Source organism: Clavibacter sp. A6099 (assembly GCF_021919125.1).
Classification (GTDB): Bacteria; Actinomycetota; Actinomycetes; order Actinomycetales; family Microbacteriaceae; genus Clavibacter; species Clavibacter seminis.
The window spans coordinates 659,327-674,103 of record NZ_CP083439.1; the positions used below are offsets into that span (position 1 = coordinate 659,327).

Consider the following 14,777-nt stretch of genomic DNA (forward strand, 5'->3'; position numbering starts at 1 on the left):
TGGCCGGACCCCACGCTCACACCCCGGGTGGGCTGACCGCCGACGAGCCGGCCGCCGCCCGCAGGAGGTGCCCGTGCAGGAAGTCGGCGGTGCGCTCGAGGGCGTCGGTGCGCGTGCTCATCTCGGCGAAGTCGTGGCGGCCCCCCTCCACCAGCACGAGCTCGTGCTCCACGCCCTGCTCCGCCAGGGTCGAGGCCAGGGAGAGGCTCTGCTCGACGGGGACGACCCGGTCGTCCGTGCCGTGCAGGAGGAACGCCGGCGGCGAGGCGGGGGTGATGTGGTCGCCCGGCCGGAACCACCGCGCGCCGTCCTCGTCGGGTGCGCCTAGCGCGGCCCGGAGCGGCGAGCCCGCCGCGCGGAGACCGGCGGAGATCAGCGGATCGTGCATGCCGTACCAGCTGGCCACGGCGCAGATCCGCTCGGACTCCGCCGCTCCGACGATGGTGGCGATCGTCGCGCCGGCCGAGTTCCCCCACAGCGCGACGGCCGCGGGATCGAGGTTCAGCTCCGACGCGTGCGCGCGGAGATGGCGGATGGCCTCGCGGACGTCGTCGAGCGGCGCGGGGAAGCGCGCCTCGTTGCTCGTCCGGTAGTCGACGCTGGCGACCGCGACGCCGCGCTCCGCGAGCCGCACCAGGGCGGGGAGGTAGCGGACGCGGTGGACGTCGCGGAATCCGCCGCCCTTGATGAACACCACCAGCGGTGTGGGGGATGCGGACACCGGCTTCAGGAGGTCGAAGCGCAGCTTCCGTCCGCCGGGGAGGAGATGCCCGTCCTGGTACTGCGCGTAGACGAGGTCCGGGTAGTGCTCGACGAAGGAGCGCGTCGGGTCGGAGAGGTGCACGGTGGTGGTGTGGTCCACGCTATCCCGCCCATCGGGGTGTCGACGACCGTGCGCTCCGGCGAGTCGCCCCGGGTGAGGAGGACCTCACGGGAGCATCGTGCACCGGCGCGCTGGGAGGCGGTCGGCCGCCACCGTGCGCCGGTCCGTTACGGTGCGGGGATGCCCGCGAACGCGACCCGCCCCCGCCTCCTCTACGTGAGCGACCTGGGCTACCAGGCGAAGGGCCGCCGCTACTGCGACGAGGACATCGACCTGTCCGTGCGCCTCGGCCGGGACTTCGACATCGCGATCTGCCACCCGTCGGCGGCGACCAGCCTCATGGACCGCTTCGACGTCGTCGTGGTCCGCAACAGCGGGCCGGTGATCGGCGACATGGCCGGCTACGAGGCGTTCCGCGCGGCAGCGCGCGAGAGCGGCGTCCCGGTCTTCACCGACCTCCGTGGCAAGGCCGACCAGGTCGGCAAGCAGTACCTGCTCGACCTGTTCGCCGCCGGGTATCCGGTGATCCCCACGATCGATGACCTCGCGCACCTCGACCGGCTCCCGGCGGTGGACGCCTTCGTGGTGAAGCCGCGGTTCGGCGCCGACTCCCTGGGCCTCGAGTTCGTCACGCGCGACGACCTCGCGACCGTCGACCTCGGGGGCCGGCTCCTGCAGCCCCGCATCGACTTCGCGCACGAGATCTCGTTCTGCTTCGTGGATCGCGCGCCGCAGTACGCGCTGTACGCCCCGGATCCCGCCGCCAGGTGGCAGCTCGAGCCGTACGCCGCCAGCGCCGAGGACTGGGACTTCGCGCAGCGCTTCGTCGACTGGAACGACGTCGAGCACGGCATCCAGCGGGTGGACGCCTGCCGCACCCGCGACGGGGAGCTGCTGCTCGTGGAGCTGGAGGACCTCAACCCGTACCTCTCGCTCGACCTCGTCGACGAGGGGACGCGGGACGCGTTCGTCGCCAGCATGACCCGGTCGCTGCATGCCCTGCTGCGTGTGCCCGCGCAGCCCGCGCCCGGACGCGGAGAGGCCCCGCGGATCGACTGATCCGCGGGACCCTCGTCTGCGCGTGAGCGCGGTGTGGTCACCTTCGCCGCCCGAGGCTTCCCCTGCGTGTTCGCGAACGAAGGCTTCCGGACCAGCTTCTCGCGATCGCCGCAGATCGCGACGAGTGGGAAGCCGGCGAACGGCGCCACTTCTCCCAAGCGGCCATGCTTCATCCGTCCACCATGGACAATCCCACCGAGATCATCGACGAAGCGGTGGCGCTCCTCGAGATATCCTCAGACATACCACTGATCCGCGCGGTGTTGAGAGAATCCATCACTCCGCGGAACGTGACCGACACTGCGTAGCATGAGCGTGGTGAAGCCAGATCCGATACCCGCGACGCAACCGAAGCGCCTCGTGCCCACCGCGTTGTTGTTCTCCGCTGGAATCATGGGTGGGCTGGAAGATCTCATCGACTTCTTGCTCCCCCTGTGGGCGGGTATAGCGCTCGAGCTCTCCCCATCCGTGATCGGCATCATTCTGGCTGTGGAACTGGCCGTCGCATTCGCATTGCGTCCGGTGGCGGGCCGCGCAGTCGACCGCGGTGCTGGACCCTTACTCGCCGCGGGTGGGGCGGCCCTCTACGCGGGCGGCATCACGTTGATGGCATTCGCGCACGGTCTCGATGCCTTCCTGCTTTCCGCCCTCTTGCTCGGAGCCGGATCCGCATTCTTCTGGGTACCGCTGCGAGCGCACGTCGCGGCGCAGAGGGAAGCTCACTCGAGCTTCTCGGCACTCACGTCAGCGGAGGGGACCGGTGTCTGGGTGGCCTATGTCCTCGCGCTGTCCCTGCTGCCGGTGCTCGATTACCGAGGAGTGCTCGCGCTGGGGGCAGCAGCGGCCGCAGTCGCTGCCTTGTTCATCCTGAGAGCATCTGGCGCACGCGGGATCAGGAACGATCCGCCGACACCCCGGGCGCGAGCATCCGGCGACGATGGTCCTGTCAGCGGTCTCGCTGCACAGCGCCGGCGCCTCTTGGTCGTGGTGGTGCTCGTGTCGTTCGTCGAAGCGGCGGCGTCGGTCTATCTGCTGTTGAGGCTTCAAAGCGCCTTCGGGCTGGACATCATGCAGATCGCATGGGTCTACTTCCCTGGCCTGGTCGCCTACTCGATAGCGCCATTCACAGGACAGATCGTGATTCGCGTGCTCGGGGAACGGTCCGCAGTCGTGGTCGCTCTGCTGCTGTCAGCAGGGGGAATCCTGCTCGTGACTCTCAGCGCTCGCGAGATCGCGCTCGCGGCGGGCTGGGCGATGATGTGCTGGTCATGGGGCTGGCTCAACCCCGTCCAGCAGGCGACGACCGTGATGATCCACCCCGGCGCGGTCGGACGTGCGCTGGGGCGCTACGAGAGCTGGACATTGATAGGCGGCGCGGCGGGGGCTGTCGGCGGCGGGTTCGCCGTGGACTCGAATTCCCCTGGGTGGGTCGCTGGGGCTGCGGTCACGGTCTGCCTGGTGTGCGTCGCGGTCGTTCCCGGCCTATATCGCCGTCGAGTCGGTTCGAAACGCGCACCGGAGTCGCTGAGGGGCTCGCGAAGAATTGCGGATGAGAAGATCGTCCGCTCCGATCAGCTCGATCGTGACGGCCGTCAGGTGGCGGCCCCGGGCGATGACCCGGCACCCATCGCCTCACGGCTTTCGATGAAGGACGAGCGGAGATCCCCGGCCTCCGGCGCTCTCATCCACGCCACGATCTACGGGTTGGCGCAGATCCCCCTCATCACAGCTGATCTGTCCTGGTATCGCGACATGTTCGCTTCCGGCGGATTCGTGTGGGGACGAGAATCCCATGCCGACACGCTGTCCAATGCTCTCTACACGGGGAACATGGTCTGGGGTGCCGTCGTGTCGTTCGATCTGGCATGGGCGGTGGTCCGCCGCGTCGCGATGGCGCGTGATGGTCGACGGGGGTCGCTGTGAGAGCATCTGCGGTCGTTGCACGCGCTGGTCCGCGGGGACTGGCGCCGGGGCTCCCGGGCGGCCGGGCGGCCGGCCGCGCGCCCGGACGCGGGAAGGCCCCGCGGATCACGAGGATCCGCGGGGCCTTCCGACGTGCTGTCGCGGCTTACGCGAACGTCTTCGCGTCGATGACGAAGCGGTAGCGCACGTCCGACTTGAGGACGCGCTCGTAGGCCTCGTTGATCTGCTCGGCCGAGATGAGCTCGGTCTCGGGCACGATGCCGTGCTCGGCGCAGAAGTCGAGCATCTCCTGCGTCTCGGCGATGCCGCCGATCATGGATCCGGCCCAGCTGCGGCGCGCGGGGATGAGCGCGAACGCGGGGATCTCGAGCGGCTCCGACGGGGCGCCGACGTTGACGAGCGTGCCGTCGATCGCGAGCAGGCCGATGTACTTCGACATGTCGAGCTTCGCGGAGACCGTGTTGATGATCAGGTCGAACGAGCTGGCGAGCTCCGTGAAGGTCGCGTCGTCGCTGGTGGCGAAGTAGCGGTCGGCTCCGAGGCGGAGGCCGTCCTCCTTCTTGGAGAGCGTCTGCGAGAGCACGGTGACCTCGGCGCCCATCGCGTGCGCGATCTTCACGGCCATGTGGCCGAGGCCGCCCATGCCGACGACGGCGACCTTCGTGCCGGGGCCCGCGTTCCAGTGGCGCAGCGGCGAGTAGGTGGTGATGCCGGCGCAGAGCAGCGGCGCGACCTTCTCGATGTCGAGGGACTCGGGGACGCGGAGCACGAAGTCCTCGTCGACGACGACGGCCTCGGAGTAGCCGCCCTGCGTGATGGTGCCGTCGGCCGGGTCGGTGCCGCCGTAGGTCTGGATGTTGCCCTTCAGGCAGTACTGCTCCTGGCCGGCCTTGCACTGCTCGCACTCCTTGCAGGAGTTGACCATGCAGCCGACGCCGACGAGGTCGCCGACCTGGTGCTTGGTGACGTCGGAGCCGACCTCGGTGACGCGGCCGACGATCTCGTGGCCGACGACCTGCGGGTAGGCGATGGGGCCCCACTCGCCGCGGACGGTGTGGATGTCGGAGTGGCAGACGCCCGAGTAGGCGATGTCGATGGAGACGTCCTTCGGGCCGACGTCGCGGCGCTCGATGGTGGTCTTGACGATGGGGTCGGTGGCGGACGGGGCCGCGTAGGCGTTGACGGTGCGCATGGGTTCTCCTTGTGCTGTCCGGTGGGGGAGGGGAGGGATCGGGTCGATCCGGCCGCGCCCTCTTCGGAGGCGGTACCCCTCGACGGTACGCCCGCCGACGCGGTTCCCCGAAACCGCGCGGCTTATCCTCGGTCGCCGGATAGCGTGGCCGGATGCCCGCTCCCACCGTCCCCGGCCCGACTCCGACGCGATCCGGGCCGGTGACGGGAGTCCGCGACGGCGACGTGATCCGGTACCTCGGCATTCCTTACGCGACGGCGGAGCGCGGCGTCCCGCCCGTGTCGGCGGTGCCCGTGCGCGGATCGGACGGCTCGCCGGTCCTGCTCGCGGCGGTGGATCCGGCGCCCGCGTGCCCGCAGCCCTCGTCGCGGATCCTCGACACGCTCATGCAGGGCGCTCTCGACGGGATCGGGCGCTCGGAGGGCTGCCAGCGGCTCTCGATCACGCTGCCCGCGGACCTCGCTCCCGGCGAGGTGCTGCCCGTGATCGCGTGGTTCCACGGCGGCGGCTACACGACGGGCGCGGGCGACCTCGCGATCCACGACTCGCGCGCGCTCGTCGTGGAGCAGCGGGTGATCGTCGTGGCCGTGACCGCGCGGCTCGGGTACCTCGGGTTCGGCGGCGGCGGTCCTGGCGCCCCGCCCGCGAACCTCGGCCTGCTCGACCAGCTGGAAGCGCTGCGCTGGGTCCGCGATTCCATCGCCGCGTTCGGCGGCGACCCGGACTCCGTCACCGCGATGGGCCAGTCGGCCGGCGGCGACGCGATCCTGCACCTCATGATCAGCGACGGCGCGCGCGGGCTCTTCCGGCGGGCCATCGTGCAGAGCCCGCCGGTGGGGATCACGGGCGGGCGCGAGCGCATGTTCCGGGCGATGGCGCGGGTGACGCGATCGCTCCCGGACGATGCGCCGCTGGCCGAGGTCATGCGGCGCCAGGCGCGGGCCGAGCGCGCGTCGTGGGCGTCGGGGATCCGCGCGGGCCTGCCCTGGGGACCGCGCTACGGCCACGCGCCGCTGCCCGCCGAGGCCGACCGCGACGGCGCATGGCGGGCCGTCGCGCCCGAGGTCGACCTCCTCATCGGCACGACGCGCGACGAGACGGCGATGTACCTGCCCGCGCTGCCGCTGATCGCGCCGCTGCTCCGCGTACCCGTGCTCGGCCGGGCGCTGCGGGCGATCCTCATGCGCACGGTCGTCGGGCCCACCACCCGCGCCGTCTACACGCGACCCGTCCGCGCGTTCGCGGCACGCCACCGCGCCGCGGGCGGCCGGGCCGTGCGCTACGTCCTCCGGGCGGCGCCGCCGTCGAGCCCGATCGGCGCGGGCCACACGTCCGACGTCCCGCTGATCCTCGGCACGCGCGAGGCGTGGACCCGCATGCGCCTGGTCCCCCCGGAGGCGTGGCCCGAGGTCGCCGCGCGCGGCCGGGCCGCGCGGCGGGTGTGGGCCGACTTCGCGCGCACGGGCACGGTGGCGGCGGATGCGGACGCGCGCGCCTGCGGGATGCGGTTCGACCGCGGCTGACGGCCGGACGCGACGACGGGGCGCCGGTGTCCCGGCGCCCCGTCGTGTTCCGCGCGTGCGGATCGCCCGCCGCGATCAGGCCTTCCGGCGTCGGGCGACCAGTGTGAGCACCACGCCGAGGGCGACGAGCGTCAGGCCGCCCGCGACCCACGGGAGCGCCTCGAAGCCGGTCGTCGCCAGTCCGCCGCGACCGGTCGCCGCGGGGGCTGGCGCGGGGTCCGCACCCGACGCGGATCCGGGCGAGGGCACGGTCCCCGGGGCGGGTGCCGCCGTCGGCGCGGCGGTCGGCTCGCCCGGGCCGGGCGTGGGCGCGGGCGTCGGCTCCGTCGGCGCCGCCGCGAACGACAGCCCCGCGCGGTACGCGAACAGCGGCGACGCCGAGTCGTTCGGCACGTCGTACAGCTGCGCGGCGACCGCGTCCATGGTGGACGGCAGCTCGAAGGGCAGGCGCCCCTCGGGTTCGGCGGCCCCCGTGATCACGTTCAGCAGCGCCTCGTCCGACACCCCGTACGACGCGAGCACCGCGTCGCTGTTCGCGACGACGTTCCCGAGGATCAGCGGACGCGTGAGCTGCGGCACCGCGATGGTGCGCGCTCCCGCGTCGTGGGCCCGGACGAGCGCCTGGTAGTCGGCCTCGGACCCCGTGAAGCCGAGGTCCGTGAGGTCGTCGCCGCCGCGCGGGTCGGCGAGGCGCACGATCGCGACGTCGGCGTCGGCCGGGTCGTCGACGACGGTGAATCCGGCGGATCGGGCGGCCGACGCCTGCACGCCGCTCAGCCACGCGGTCATGCCCGGCTCGACGCGCACGGGGAGCGCGGGGGACCCCGCGACGCGCGCGACGCGGGCCTCGGAGGCCGCGGGGGTCGCGTCGCTGAGCAGAGTGAGGCTGCGCTGCTGCGCGTCGAGGCCGGCGGCGCGCGAAGCGGCGCTGCCCACGATCGCGTCCGCGGCGGCGGGGTCCACGTACGGGTCCTCGAACAGCCCGAGCTCGAACTTCTGCTGCAGCACCCGCTGCCCGGCCTCCATCACACGGGCCTCGGTGAGGAGCCCCTGCTCCACGGCCTGGAGGATGTGCTGCGGCTGGTCGCTGCCGCCGATGATGTCGACGCCCGCGGAGATCGCGCTGGCGTAGCGGGCCGGGAGGGTCAGGTCCTCGACGCCCCACGGCATGCCCGCGCCCCACGGCCCCACGAAGAACGCGGGCGGCCGGTTCTCGCGGCACGCCTCGGGGCAGTCGTTGGCGATGCCCCAGTCGCTCGTGATCACGCCGTCGAAGCCGTAGCGCCCGCGCAGGAGGTCCTGCAGCAGGTGCTCGTTGTGGTTCGCGCCGACCTGCTCGATGACGCCGTCGCCGAGGTCGAGGTCCTTCAGGATCGAGTACGTCGGCATGATGCCGGCCGCCTGGTTCCGGAAGGCGCCCTCGTACGGCGTGATGTGCTCCGCGAAGTTCCCGCCGGGGAACGCGGCGTAGCGGCCGTAGTAGTAGTGGCTGTCGTAGCCGTCCACCTGGGCGCCGTAGCCGACCCAGTGCTTGACGACCGTGGCGACGCCGTCTGGGGTGATCCCGTCGGTGCCGCCCTGCAGGCCCTCCACGTACGCGGCGACGTGCGGCGCGACGTCCGCCCCGACGCTGCCGAACGTGCCGTCCTGCCGGGTCCAGCGCGGCTCGGTGCTGATGTCGGCCTGCGGCGAGAGCGCCTCCGTGATGCCCACGGCGCGGTACTCGGCCGCGATGATGCGGCCCATCTCGAGCGTCGTCGCGGGGTCGTCGATCGCGCCCATGCCGATCGGGTCGGGGAACGGCGAGAAGTCGCCGTTCGACACGGTCTGGCCCTCGGTGACGGTGAAGCCGTGGCGCGGATCCGTGCTGATCTTCAGCGGGACGCCCCAGCGCTCGGCCTCCGCGGCCTCCTGCAGGGCGTTGTGCTCGCGCGCCAGCGTGGGGGCGTCGGCGCCGAGCCGGGAGATGTACGTGGTGATGTGCCGCTCCGCGAGCAGGGGATCGAACGCCGCGCGGTCGTACGCGTTCCCGACGTTCGTGAGGCTCGCGTGCATCAGCAGGCCGGCCCGCTCCTCGGGCGACATGCGGGCGACGAGGTCGGCGGCGCGGTCGTCGGACGACAGGCGCCAGTCCTCGTAGGGCGTGAGCGCGCCGTCCTTGTCGAGGTCGCGGAACCGCAGGCCGTCGACCGTGATGATCGGCGCGGATCCGGCCGACTCGAGCTCCGGCTGCGCGGCCTCCTCCGGCGCGGCGACCGCGGCCGGGACCCCCGCCGCTCCCAGGGCGACGGCCGCCAGGAGCGCTCCCCCCGCCGCCGTCCCGATCATCCGCCGTCGTCGAGACGCCCTGCGGGGTCCGCTCATGTCCACTCCCTCGTGTCCGCGCACCCTCTCCATCGAGGGCGCAGCTTGAGCTTGGCCGGGTGGGGAAATTGTGTCAAGCGGACTTAAGAGACTGCGGATCCAGTGTCGTCGAGTCGCGCGCGGACGAGGGCCACCATGGTGGCGAACTCCCGCTCGACGTCGACCGCGGACCCGGTGAGCGACTGGTACTGCAGCCCGTCCATCACCGCGAGCAGCAGTCGTGCGAGGCTCTCGGCCTCGTCGGCGGGGAGCCCGGATGCCCGCTCGCCGATGCCGTCGAGCGTCGCGGCGAGGTTCCGCGCGACGGTGTCGTAGCGCTCCGCCATGCGGGCGCGGACGGGGTGGTCCGGCGCGACGGACTCGCCGAGGAGCGTCGAGAAGAGGCGCGCCCACTCGGGCTCCGACTCGTTGCGGCGGACGAGGGCGCGCAGCCGGTCGAGGGCGTCGCCGCCCGCCTCGTCCGCGCGGCCGCCGGTGACCTCGGCCGCGCTGAGGAGCTCGGTCTGGCGACCGCTCTCGTCGGCGAGCACGGCCTCCAGCAGGTCCTCCTTGGTGGCGAAGTGGTAGAGGAGACCGGCGTGCGTGACGCCCGCGCGCGTGGCGATCGCGGCCATGGTCGCCCCGCGGTAGCCGTCCACGGCGAACGCCGAGCGCGCCGCAGCGATGATCTCCGCCCGGCGCCGCACGCCGCGGGCGTTGAGCATGCCGTCCCGCACGAGCACCTCCGTCGCCCCGCGTCGGACGGGTCGGGCCGATGCTATCCGGCGCTCCCGGGCGCCGCCGGGCGCGCGCCGGTCGGCGTCCGCTCGATGCGGTCGTCACCGCCCGGCCGATCGGGAGCGCTCAACCGCCCTGCACCCGCACCGGCCCCGCGCCGCGGTCGCCGAGCGCGTCGTCCGGGTTGAGGAGGCCGCAGGCGCGCATCGACAGGCAGCCGCAGCCGATGCAGCCGGTCAGCTCGCGCTCCAGCCGCTCGATGCCCTGCCGCCGCTCCTCGAGCAGGCGCTTCCAGCGACGCGACGCCCGCTGCCAGTCGGCGTGGCTCGGCGGGCGGTCGAGCGGCACGTCGTCGAAGGTCGACTGCACGTCGGCGAGCGGGATCCCGAGGCGCTTGGCCACCGTGATCAACGACACGCGCCGGAGCATGTGCCGCGCGTACCGGCGCTGGTTGCCGGCCGTGCGCTCGGCGGCGATGAGGCCGAGGTCCTCGTAGAAGCGGAGGGCGGATGCGGCGACGCCCGTGCGGCGGGTCATCTCGCCGACCGTGAGCAGCTCGCCGGGCGCGTGCCGGGGCGTCGCCGCGACGGCCGTCGGCTCCTGCGCATCCGCCACGACGTCTCCCCTCGATTGACCTCAAGGGTACGTGAGGTTCTAACGTGGACACCATGCGCATGACCCGCCCCGCCGTCACGACGGCCCCCACCCGTGGAGACGCCCTGTGACCTACGTGATCGCCCTGCCGTGCGTCGACGTGAAGGACCGCGCCTGCATCGACGAGTGCCCCGTCGACTGCATCTACGAGGGCGAGCGCTCCCTCTACATCCACCCCGACGAGTGCGTCGACTGCGGCGCCTGCGAGCCGGTGTGCCCCGTCGAGGCCATCTACTACGAGGACGACCTGCCCGAGAAGTGGTCGGACTACTACACGGCCAACGTCGAGTTCTTCGCCGAGATGGGGTCGCCCGGCGGCGCCGTCAAGGTCGGGACCGTCGCGTACGACCACCCGGTGGTGGCCGCCGTGCCGCGCCAGGGCGAGACCGCGTGAGCGCCGACCCCGACCTCTTCAAGGCCGCCTTCCGCGGGCACCCGGCGGGCGTCGCGCTGATCACCGCGCGCACCGCCGACGGGCCGTCCGGGCTCACGGCGTCGAGCGTCGCGTCGCTGTCGGTGGATCCGCCCGCGCTGTCGTTCTCGGTGACGCGCGCCACGGGATCCGCCGGCGCGATCCTCTCCGCCGACAGCTACGTCGTGCACCTGCTCGCGGGGCAGCACGCCGCGCTCGCCCGCGCGTTCGCCGTCTCCGGGTCGCCGCGGTTCACCGAGGAGCAGGGCTTCCAGGAGCTGCCGACCGGGGAGCCGCTGCTCGCCGACGCGCGCGCCGCCCTGCGCTGCCGCACCATCCAGACCGTGCCGGTCGGCGGATCCGTGCTGGTCGTCGCCGAGGTCCTCGACGTGATCCTCGGCGAGCCCGCCCCGCCGCTCGTCTACCGCGACCGCCGCTTCCACCTGCTCGAGGACGACCACCCGGAGCTCTGACGCCGCACGGCCGTCCGCCGCTCACGCGGCCCCGCGTCAGGCGATCATGAACTCCGACGGCTTCAGCGCCCGCTCCACGATGCGCACGTCGCCGATCGACGCCGGCAGCACGTGGTCGAGCTTCCCCGCGTAGAGGTTGGCGCCGAGGAGCCACGAGGTCGCGGGGGACGCTGCTGCCAGCCCGCGGTTCGTCGTCGACGGGTTCCGCACCACCGGGCAGCCGTCGACGTACATGGTCGTGTGCTGGCTGTCGTTCACGACCGCGACGTGCCACCACGTCGCGGCGGGCAGCTCGTGCGACCAGTTCGTGAGCGACCCCTGCTGGGTCGTCGGGTAGACGCACCACTGGATCTCGCGGCTGCCGGAGACGCTGAGGGTCGCGGCGGGCTCGTCGGGGTCGCCCGCGTCGCCGGGGGTCTTGCCCGAGTCCTTCGCGGATGCGGCGCGGGAGAGGATCGCGCTGAAGCCGTCGGCGTCGCCGTCGAAGTCGGCCGGGATGCGGACGAACGCCTCGACCGTGTACCCCTGGCGGAAGGTCGCGGCGTCGAGCGGGGCACCGTCGACGGTGCGGAGGTAGTCGCCGCTCTTCTTGCCACCCGTGAGGGTGAGGCTTCCGAAGCCGGGCTGGTCGTCGTGGTGCGCGGATGCGAAGCGCAGGGATCCGGGTGCCGCTCCCGCGCGGTTCGCGACCACGAGGTCGTTGCCGCGGCCGGACGCGTCCCGGATGCGGGTGGCCGTGCCGAGCGCGGATCCGTCCGCCTGCCCGTCGAACCGCCAGTACGCGACCGTGCCGGGCACGAGCATCTGCGCGGCGGGCCGGGCGGCCCGCACGGGGGCGGGCGCGAACCCGGCGAAGCGCTGCTCGAAGTCGATGCTGACCGTGAACCGGTCGACGTCGCCGGAGAGGGCCGCCTCCTCATCCGCGAGCTCGTTGCCCGCGCCGAGGCCGCCGCCGAGGATGAACGGCGACAGGGTCTCGACGTCGATCGCGTTCCGCTCGAGGTCCACGTGGTAGAGCCGGATCATCGCGGCGCCGCCGTAGTAGCGGTCCTGGTAGTTCACGAGGTGCATGGCCACGTCGTGGCCCGCGCGGTTGGTCATGGTCGTGCGGCCGGGCTTCCAGTAGTGCCCGTTGAGGGTGAGGAAGATCTGGTCGTGCTGGCTGATGAACGAGTCCCAGAGGCCCTGGCCGTAGTCGTCGAGCACGGCGGATCCGTCGGGCTTCGAGTCGACGATGTCGTGCGCCGTGAGGATCACCGGCAGCGTCGGGTGCGCCTGCATCACGCCGCGCGCCCACTCCACGCCGCGGGCGCTGGTGCGCCAGTCGAGCGCGAGGACGAGCCAGTCGCGGCCGCCCGCCGTGAAGGTGTGGAACGAGTTGTAGCCGTCGGGGCTGGATCCGCGGTAGCTCGGGGACTTCTTGAACCGCTTCGGGCCGAACGCGTCGAGGTAGGGCGTGCGTCCGCGCTGGTCGTCGGTGGAGGAGGGGACGTCGTGGTTGCCGGCGAGCACGCTCCACGCGGCGCCCGCCTTGTCGAGGAGCGTGAACTGCGCGCTCGCGGCCTGGATCTCCTTCGCGGCGCCGTTCTGGGTCACGTCGCCGAGGTGCGCGAGGAACACGATGTTGTGCCGGTCGCGCTCGGCGAGCACGTAGCGGAGCGACGCCTCGAGCGGCTCCGGGTGGATGGCGGCGCCGTCGAAGAGGTACTGCGTGTCCGGCAGCACGGCGATCGTGAAGCGGGGCGACGCGGGGTCGGGCTTCCATCGGGCGCCGGATCCCGGCTGCGCGGCGGGCGCCTTCACGGCGCTGGCGCCGAGCGCGTCGTCGGATGCGGTCGCTGCCACCGCGGGCAGCGCCCCGCCGAGGCCGGCCACGCCGAGCGCGCCGGCCGCGCCGCTCGTGATGAGGAAGCCGCGTCGGGAGAGCGCGGAGGAGGGAGACGTCGTCGGGTCCTGGGTCACGGGGGACGACCGTAGGCGCGGCGGGTGAACGCGACACGGCACCGCGGTGGACGGGCGGCGCAGGTCAGCCGACCGGCGGCTGGATGAGGTCCCACGGCGCGCCGTACGGGTCCTCGAAGACCGCGACGGTGCCGTACGGCTCGTGACGCGGCTCCTCGCGGAAGACGACGCCGTGCGCGAGCATCCGCGCGTGCTGGGCGGCGAAGTCGTCGGTCTCGAGGAAGAACACGACGTCGTCCCCGGCCTGCCGGCCCACGCGGTCGGCGTCGTCGCTGAGCGCGAGGACGAAGCCGGCGCCCGGGCCCTCGGGTCCCACCACCACCCGGCGCCATCCGGTCGCGCTCGTCTCGTCCTGCCGCACGACGAAGCCCAGCGCGTCGACGAAGAACGCGAGCGCCTCGTCGTGGTGGCGGACGAGGTAGGTGACGTCCTTCAGCCGGATCATGCGAGAACCGTAGCGCCCGCCCCTACGGTGGATCCGTGACCCGATCCCTGCGCCTCCTGCTCGTCGTCGCGACGCTCGCCGTGGTGGCCGGAGCCGTGACCCTCGGCGTCGGGCTGCTGCAGCCCGCCGCCTCCGGCTGGTTCGCGTACGCGCCGCTGTCCGGCGAGTCGTTCGTCCCGGCGGGCGTGCACCTGGTGTCGACGGCGGCGATCGTGTCCGCCGCCGTGCTCGCCCTCGGCGTCGTCGCCCTCGCGCTCTGGTGGGGGATCCGGATCGGCCGCCGTCGCGACGACGCCTGACGGGGATCCGCCCGTGTCACAGTGGTCCATGCGCATCGCCGACTTCCCCGTGCCCGACACGGTCGCCGCCCGCGGGGCCCTCGAGCTCGCCACCTCGTACCAGTCCGCCGCCATCACGGCCCACGCGCTCCGCTCCTGGCTCTGGGCCGAGGCGTTCGCGGTGGTCGAGGGTCTGGCGGACGTGGACCACGAGATCCTCTACGTCTCGGCCGTGCTGCACGACATCGGCACGGTCACGGAGTTCGACGCCCACACGGTGTCGTACGAGCACGCGGGCGGTCACGTCGGGGTCGCGCTCACGGCGGGCGCGGGCTGGCCGGCCGCCCGCAGGCAGCGCGTGCTCGACGCGATCGTGCGGCACAACTGGCCGTCGGTGGATCCGGAGCTCGACGTCGAGGGGCACCTCCTGGAGGTCGCGACCGGCCTCGACATCTCCGGCGCCCGGGCCGACGCGCTCCCCGAGGAGTACCTGCGAGAGGTGCTCGCGGTGCATCCGCGCGGTGACCTCGCCGCCGAGTTCGGCGCCTGCGTCGTCGACCAGGCGGAGCGGAAGCCGGCGACGGCCGCGCGTCGCCTCGTCGACGGCGGCATCATCGCGAAGCTGGCGGCGAACCCGCTCGAGGCGCTCCGATGAGCCGCGCCGGGATGCGCGTGCTGCTCGCCGTGGCGGTGCTCGCGACCGCGGGCGGGGCGATCGCCCTCGTCGTCGCGCTGTCGCAGCCGGTCGTCATTGCCTCGTTCGCGGCCGTCGGCCCCGGGAACCCCTTCCGCGGATCCGGGGTGCACTTCCTCACGACGACCGCGATCGTGGGCGCGGTGGTGCTCGTCGCGGGTCTCGCGGGCCTGGCGCTCGCGCTCGGGATCCGGCTGGGCGGCCGCGCCCGTCGCGACGACCGACCCCCGCGCGCCCGCCGCTGAGGGCAGCCGGCGC

At 73.0% G+C, this 14,777-nt stretch carries 16 protein-coding genes; 9 read left to right on the top strand and 7 right to left on the bottom strand.

Features of this window, described 5'->3' with window-relative positions; genetic code table 11:
* Nucleotides 1-16 precede the first annotated feature (16 nt).
* Nucleotides 17-862 carry an alpha/beta hydrolase gene (locus KYT88_RS03245; RefSeq protein ID WP_043585143.1) on the bottom strand — a complete coding sequence of 282 codons (846 nt, stop codon included), beginning with the start codon at nt 860-862 and terminating at the stop codon, nt 17-19.
* A 141-nt stretch (nt 863-1,003) separates the two neighbouring features.
* Here KYT88_RS03245 and KYT88_RS03250 point away from each other — a divergent pair, with 141 nt between their 5' ends.
* The 3 genes from KYT88_RS03250 to KYT88_RS03255 all read left to right on the top strand — a co-directional run bounded on the left by KYT88_RS03250 (nt 1,004) and on the right by KYT88_RS03255 (nt 3,805).
* Complete coding sequence (locus tag KYT88_RS03250; protein WP_051629288.1) at nt 1,004-1,882, top strand: ATP-grasp domain-containing protein; 879 nt, start codon at nt 1,004-1,006, stop codon at nt 1,880-1,882.
* 182 nt (nt 1,883-2,064) lie between these two features.
* Nucleotides 2,065-2,190, top strand: coding sequence for a hypothetical protein (locus KYT88_RS15915; RefSeq protein WP_255720072.1), 126 nt, complete (start codon nt 2,065-2,067; stop codon nt 2,188-2,190).
* 1 nt (nt 2,191) lies between these two features.
* On the top strand, nt 2,192-3,805 hold the full coding sequence (locus KYT88_RS03255; protein ID WP_043585140.1) for an MFS transporter: 1,614 nt from the start codon (nt 2,192-2,194) through the stop codon (nt 3,803-3,805).
* Nucleotides 3,806-3,950: 145 nt separating this feature from the next.
* Here the strand turns inward: KYT88_RS03255 and KYT88_RS03260 are convergent, their stop codons facing one another.
* A complete protein-coding gene (locus KYT88_RS03260) occupies nt 3,951-4,997 on the bottom strand; it encodes an NAD(P)-dependent alcohol dehydrogenase (protein WP_043585138.1) in 1,047 nt (348 codons plus the stop codon).
* A gap of 152 nt (nt 4,998-5,149) precedes the next feature.
* Between KYT88_RS03260 and KYT88_RS03265 the strand changes: the two genes are divergently transcribed.
* Entirely contained in the window at nt 5,150-6,520 is a 1,371-nt protein-coding gene (locus KYT88_RS03265) for a carboxylesterase family protein (RefSeq protein ID WP_043585136.1), read from the top strand.
* Nucleotides 6,521-6,595: 75 nt separating this feature from the next.
* Here KYT88_RS03265 and KYT88_RS03270 read toward each other — a convergent pair whose 3' ends face one another.
* The 3 genes from KYT88_RS03270 to soxR all read right to left on the bottom strand — a co-directional run bounded on the left by KYT88_RS03270 (nt 6,596) and on the right by soxR (nt 10,216).
* A complete protein-coding gene (locus tag KYT88_RS03270) occupies nt 6,596-8,884 on the bottom strand; it encodes a glycoside hydrolase family 3 protein (RefSeq protein WP_162178070.1) in 2,289 nt (762 codons plus the stop codon).
* 83 nt (nt 8,885-8,967) lie between these two features.
* Nucleotides 8,968-9,600: a TetR/AcrR family transcriptional regulator gene (locus KYT88_RS03275; protein WP_147362440.1), complete on the bottom strand. Its 633-nt coding sequence runs from the start codon at nt 9,598-9,600 to the stop codon at nt 8,968-8,970.
* 127 nt (nt 9,601-9,727) lie between these two features.
* Complete coding sequence (gene soxR / locus KYT88_RS03280; RefSeq protein ID WP_043585134.1) at nt 9,728-10,216, bottom strand: redox-sensitive transcriptional activator SoxR; 489 nt, start codon at nt 10,214-10,216, stop codon at nt 9,728-9,730.
* Between the two features lie 106 nt (nt 10,217-10,322).
* Between soxR and fdxA the strand changes: the two genes are divergently transcribed.
* Nucleotides 10,323-10,649 (top strand): ferredoxin, encoded by a 327-nt coding sequence (gene fdxA, locus KYT88_RS03285; protein ID WP_043585132.1) that lies wholly within the window; start codon nt 10,323-10,325, stop codon nt 10,647-10,649.
* Nucleotides 10,646-11,140: a flavin reductase family protein gene (locus KYT88_RS03290; protein WP_043585130.1), complete on the top strand. Its 495-nt coding sequence runs from the start codon at nt 10,646-10,648 to the stop codon at nt 11,138-11,140. Before fdxA ends, KYT88_RS03290 begins: the two co-directional genes overlap by 4 nt.
* Nucleotides 11,141-11,176: 36 nt before the next feature.
* Here KYT88_RS03290 and KYT88_RS03295 read toward each other — a convergent pair whose 3' ends face one another.
* Complete coding sequence (locus KYT88_RS03295; RefSeq protein WP_051629285.1) at nt 11,177-13,102, bottom strand: LamG-like jellyroll fold domain-containing protein; 1,926 nt, start codon at nt 13,100-13,102, stop codon at nt 11,177-11,179.
* 64 nt (nt 13,103-13,166) lie between these two features.
* Nucleotides 13,167-13,547 (bottom strand): VOC family protein, encoded by a 381-nt coding sequence (locus tag KYT88_RS03300; RefSeq protein WP_043585127.1) that lies wholly within the window; start codon nt 13,545-13,547, stop codon nt 13,167-13,169.
* 35 nt (nt 13,548-13,582) lie between these two features.
* Here KYT88_RS03300 and KYT88_RS03305 point away from each other — a divergent pair, with 35 nt between their 5' ends.
* Genes KYT88_RS03305 through KYT88_RS03315 form a run of 3 tightly spaced genes read left to right on the top strand, consistent with a single transcriptional unit; the run spans nt 13,583 to nt 14,764 of the window.
* Nucleotides 13,583-13,846 carry a heme-copper oxidase family protein gene (locus tag KYT88_RS03305; RefSeq protein WP_043585124.1) on the top strand — a complete coding sequence of 88 codons (264 nt, stop codon included), beginning with the start codon at nt 13,583-13,585 and terminating at the stop codon, nt 13,844-13,846.
* A 13-nt stretch (nt 13,847-13,859) separates the two neighbouring features.
* Nucleotides 13,860-14,480 (top strand): HD domain-containing protein, encoded by a 621-nt coding sequence (locus KYT88_RS03310; RefSeq protein WP_200871142.1) that lies wholly within the window; start codon nt 13,860-13,862, stop codon nt 14,478-14,480.
* Nucleotides 14,477-14,764 (top strand): hypothetical protein, encoded by a 288-nt coding sequence (locus KYT88_RS03315; protein WP_043585120.1) that lies wholly within the window; start codon nt 14,477-14,479, stop codon nt 14,762-14,764. Before KYT88_RS03310 ends, KYT88_RS03315 begins: the two co-directional genes overlap by 4 nt.
* The last annotated feature ends 13 nt before the right edge of the window (nt 14,765-14,777 follow it).

Excerpts from the sequence above, each read along its gene's own strand:
- KYT88_RS03255 (WP_043585140.1), top strand. The coding sequence starts at position 2,192 with ATGAGCGTGGTGAAGCCAGATCCGATACCCGCGACGCAACCGAAGCGC.
- KYT88_RS03300 (WP_043585127.1), bottom strand. The coding sequence starts at position 13,547 with ATGATCCGGCTGAAGGACGTCACCTACCTCGTCCGCCACCACGACGAG.
- KYT88_RS03270 (WP_162178070.1), bottom strand. The coding sequence starts at position 8,884 with ATGAGCGGACCCCGCAGGGCGTCTCGACGACGGCGGATGATCGGGACG.
- KYT88_RS03250 (WP_051629288.1), top strand. The coding sequence starts at position 1,004 with ATGCCCGCGAACGCGACCCGCCCCCGCCTCCTCTACGTGAGCGACCTG.
- KYT88_RS03260 (WP_043585138.1), bottom strand. The coding sequence starts at position 4,997 with ATGCGCACCGTCAACGCCTACGCGGCCCCGTCCGCCACCGACCCCATC.
- KYT88_RS03315 (WP_043585120.1), top strand. The coding sequence starts at position 14,477 with ATGAGCCGCGCCGGGATGCGCGTGCTGCTCGCCGTGGCGGTGCTCGCG.
- KYT88_RS15915 (WP_255720072.1), top strand. The coding sequence starts at position 2,065 with ATGGACAATCCCACCGAGATCATCGACGAAGCGGTGGCGCTCCTCGAG.
- KYT88_RS03265 (WP_043585136.1), top strand. The coding sequence starts at position 5,150 with ATGCCCGCTCCCACCGTCCCCGGCCCGACTCCGACGCGATCCGGGCCG.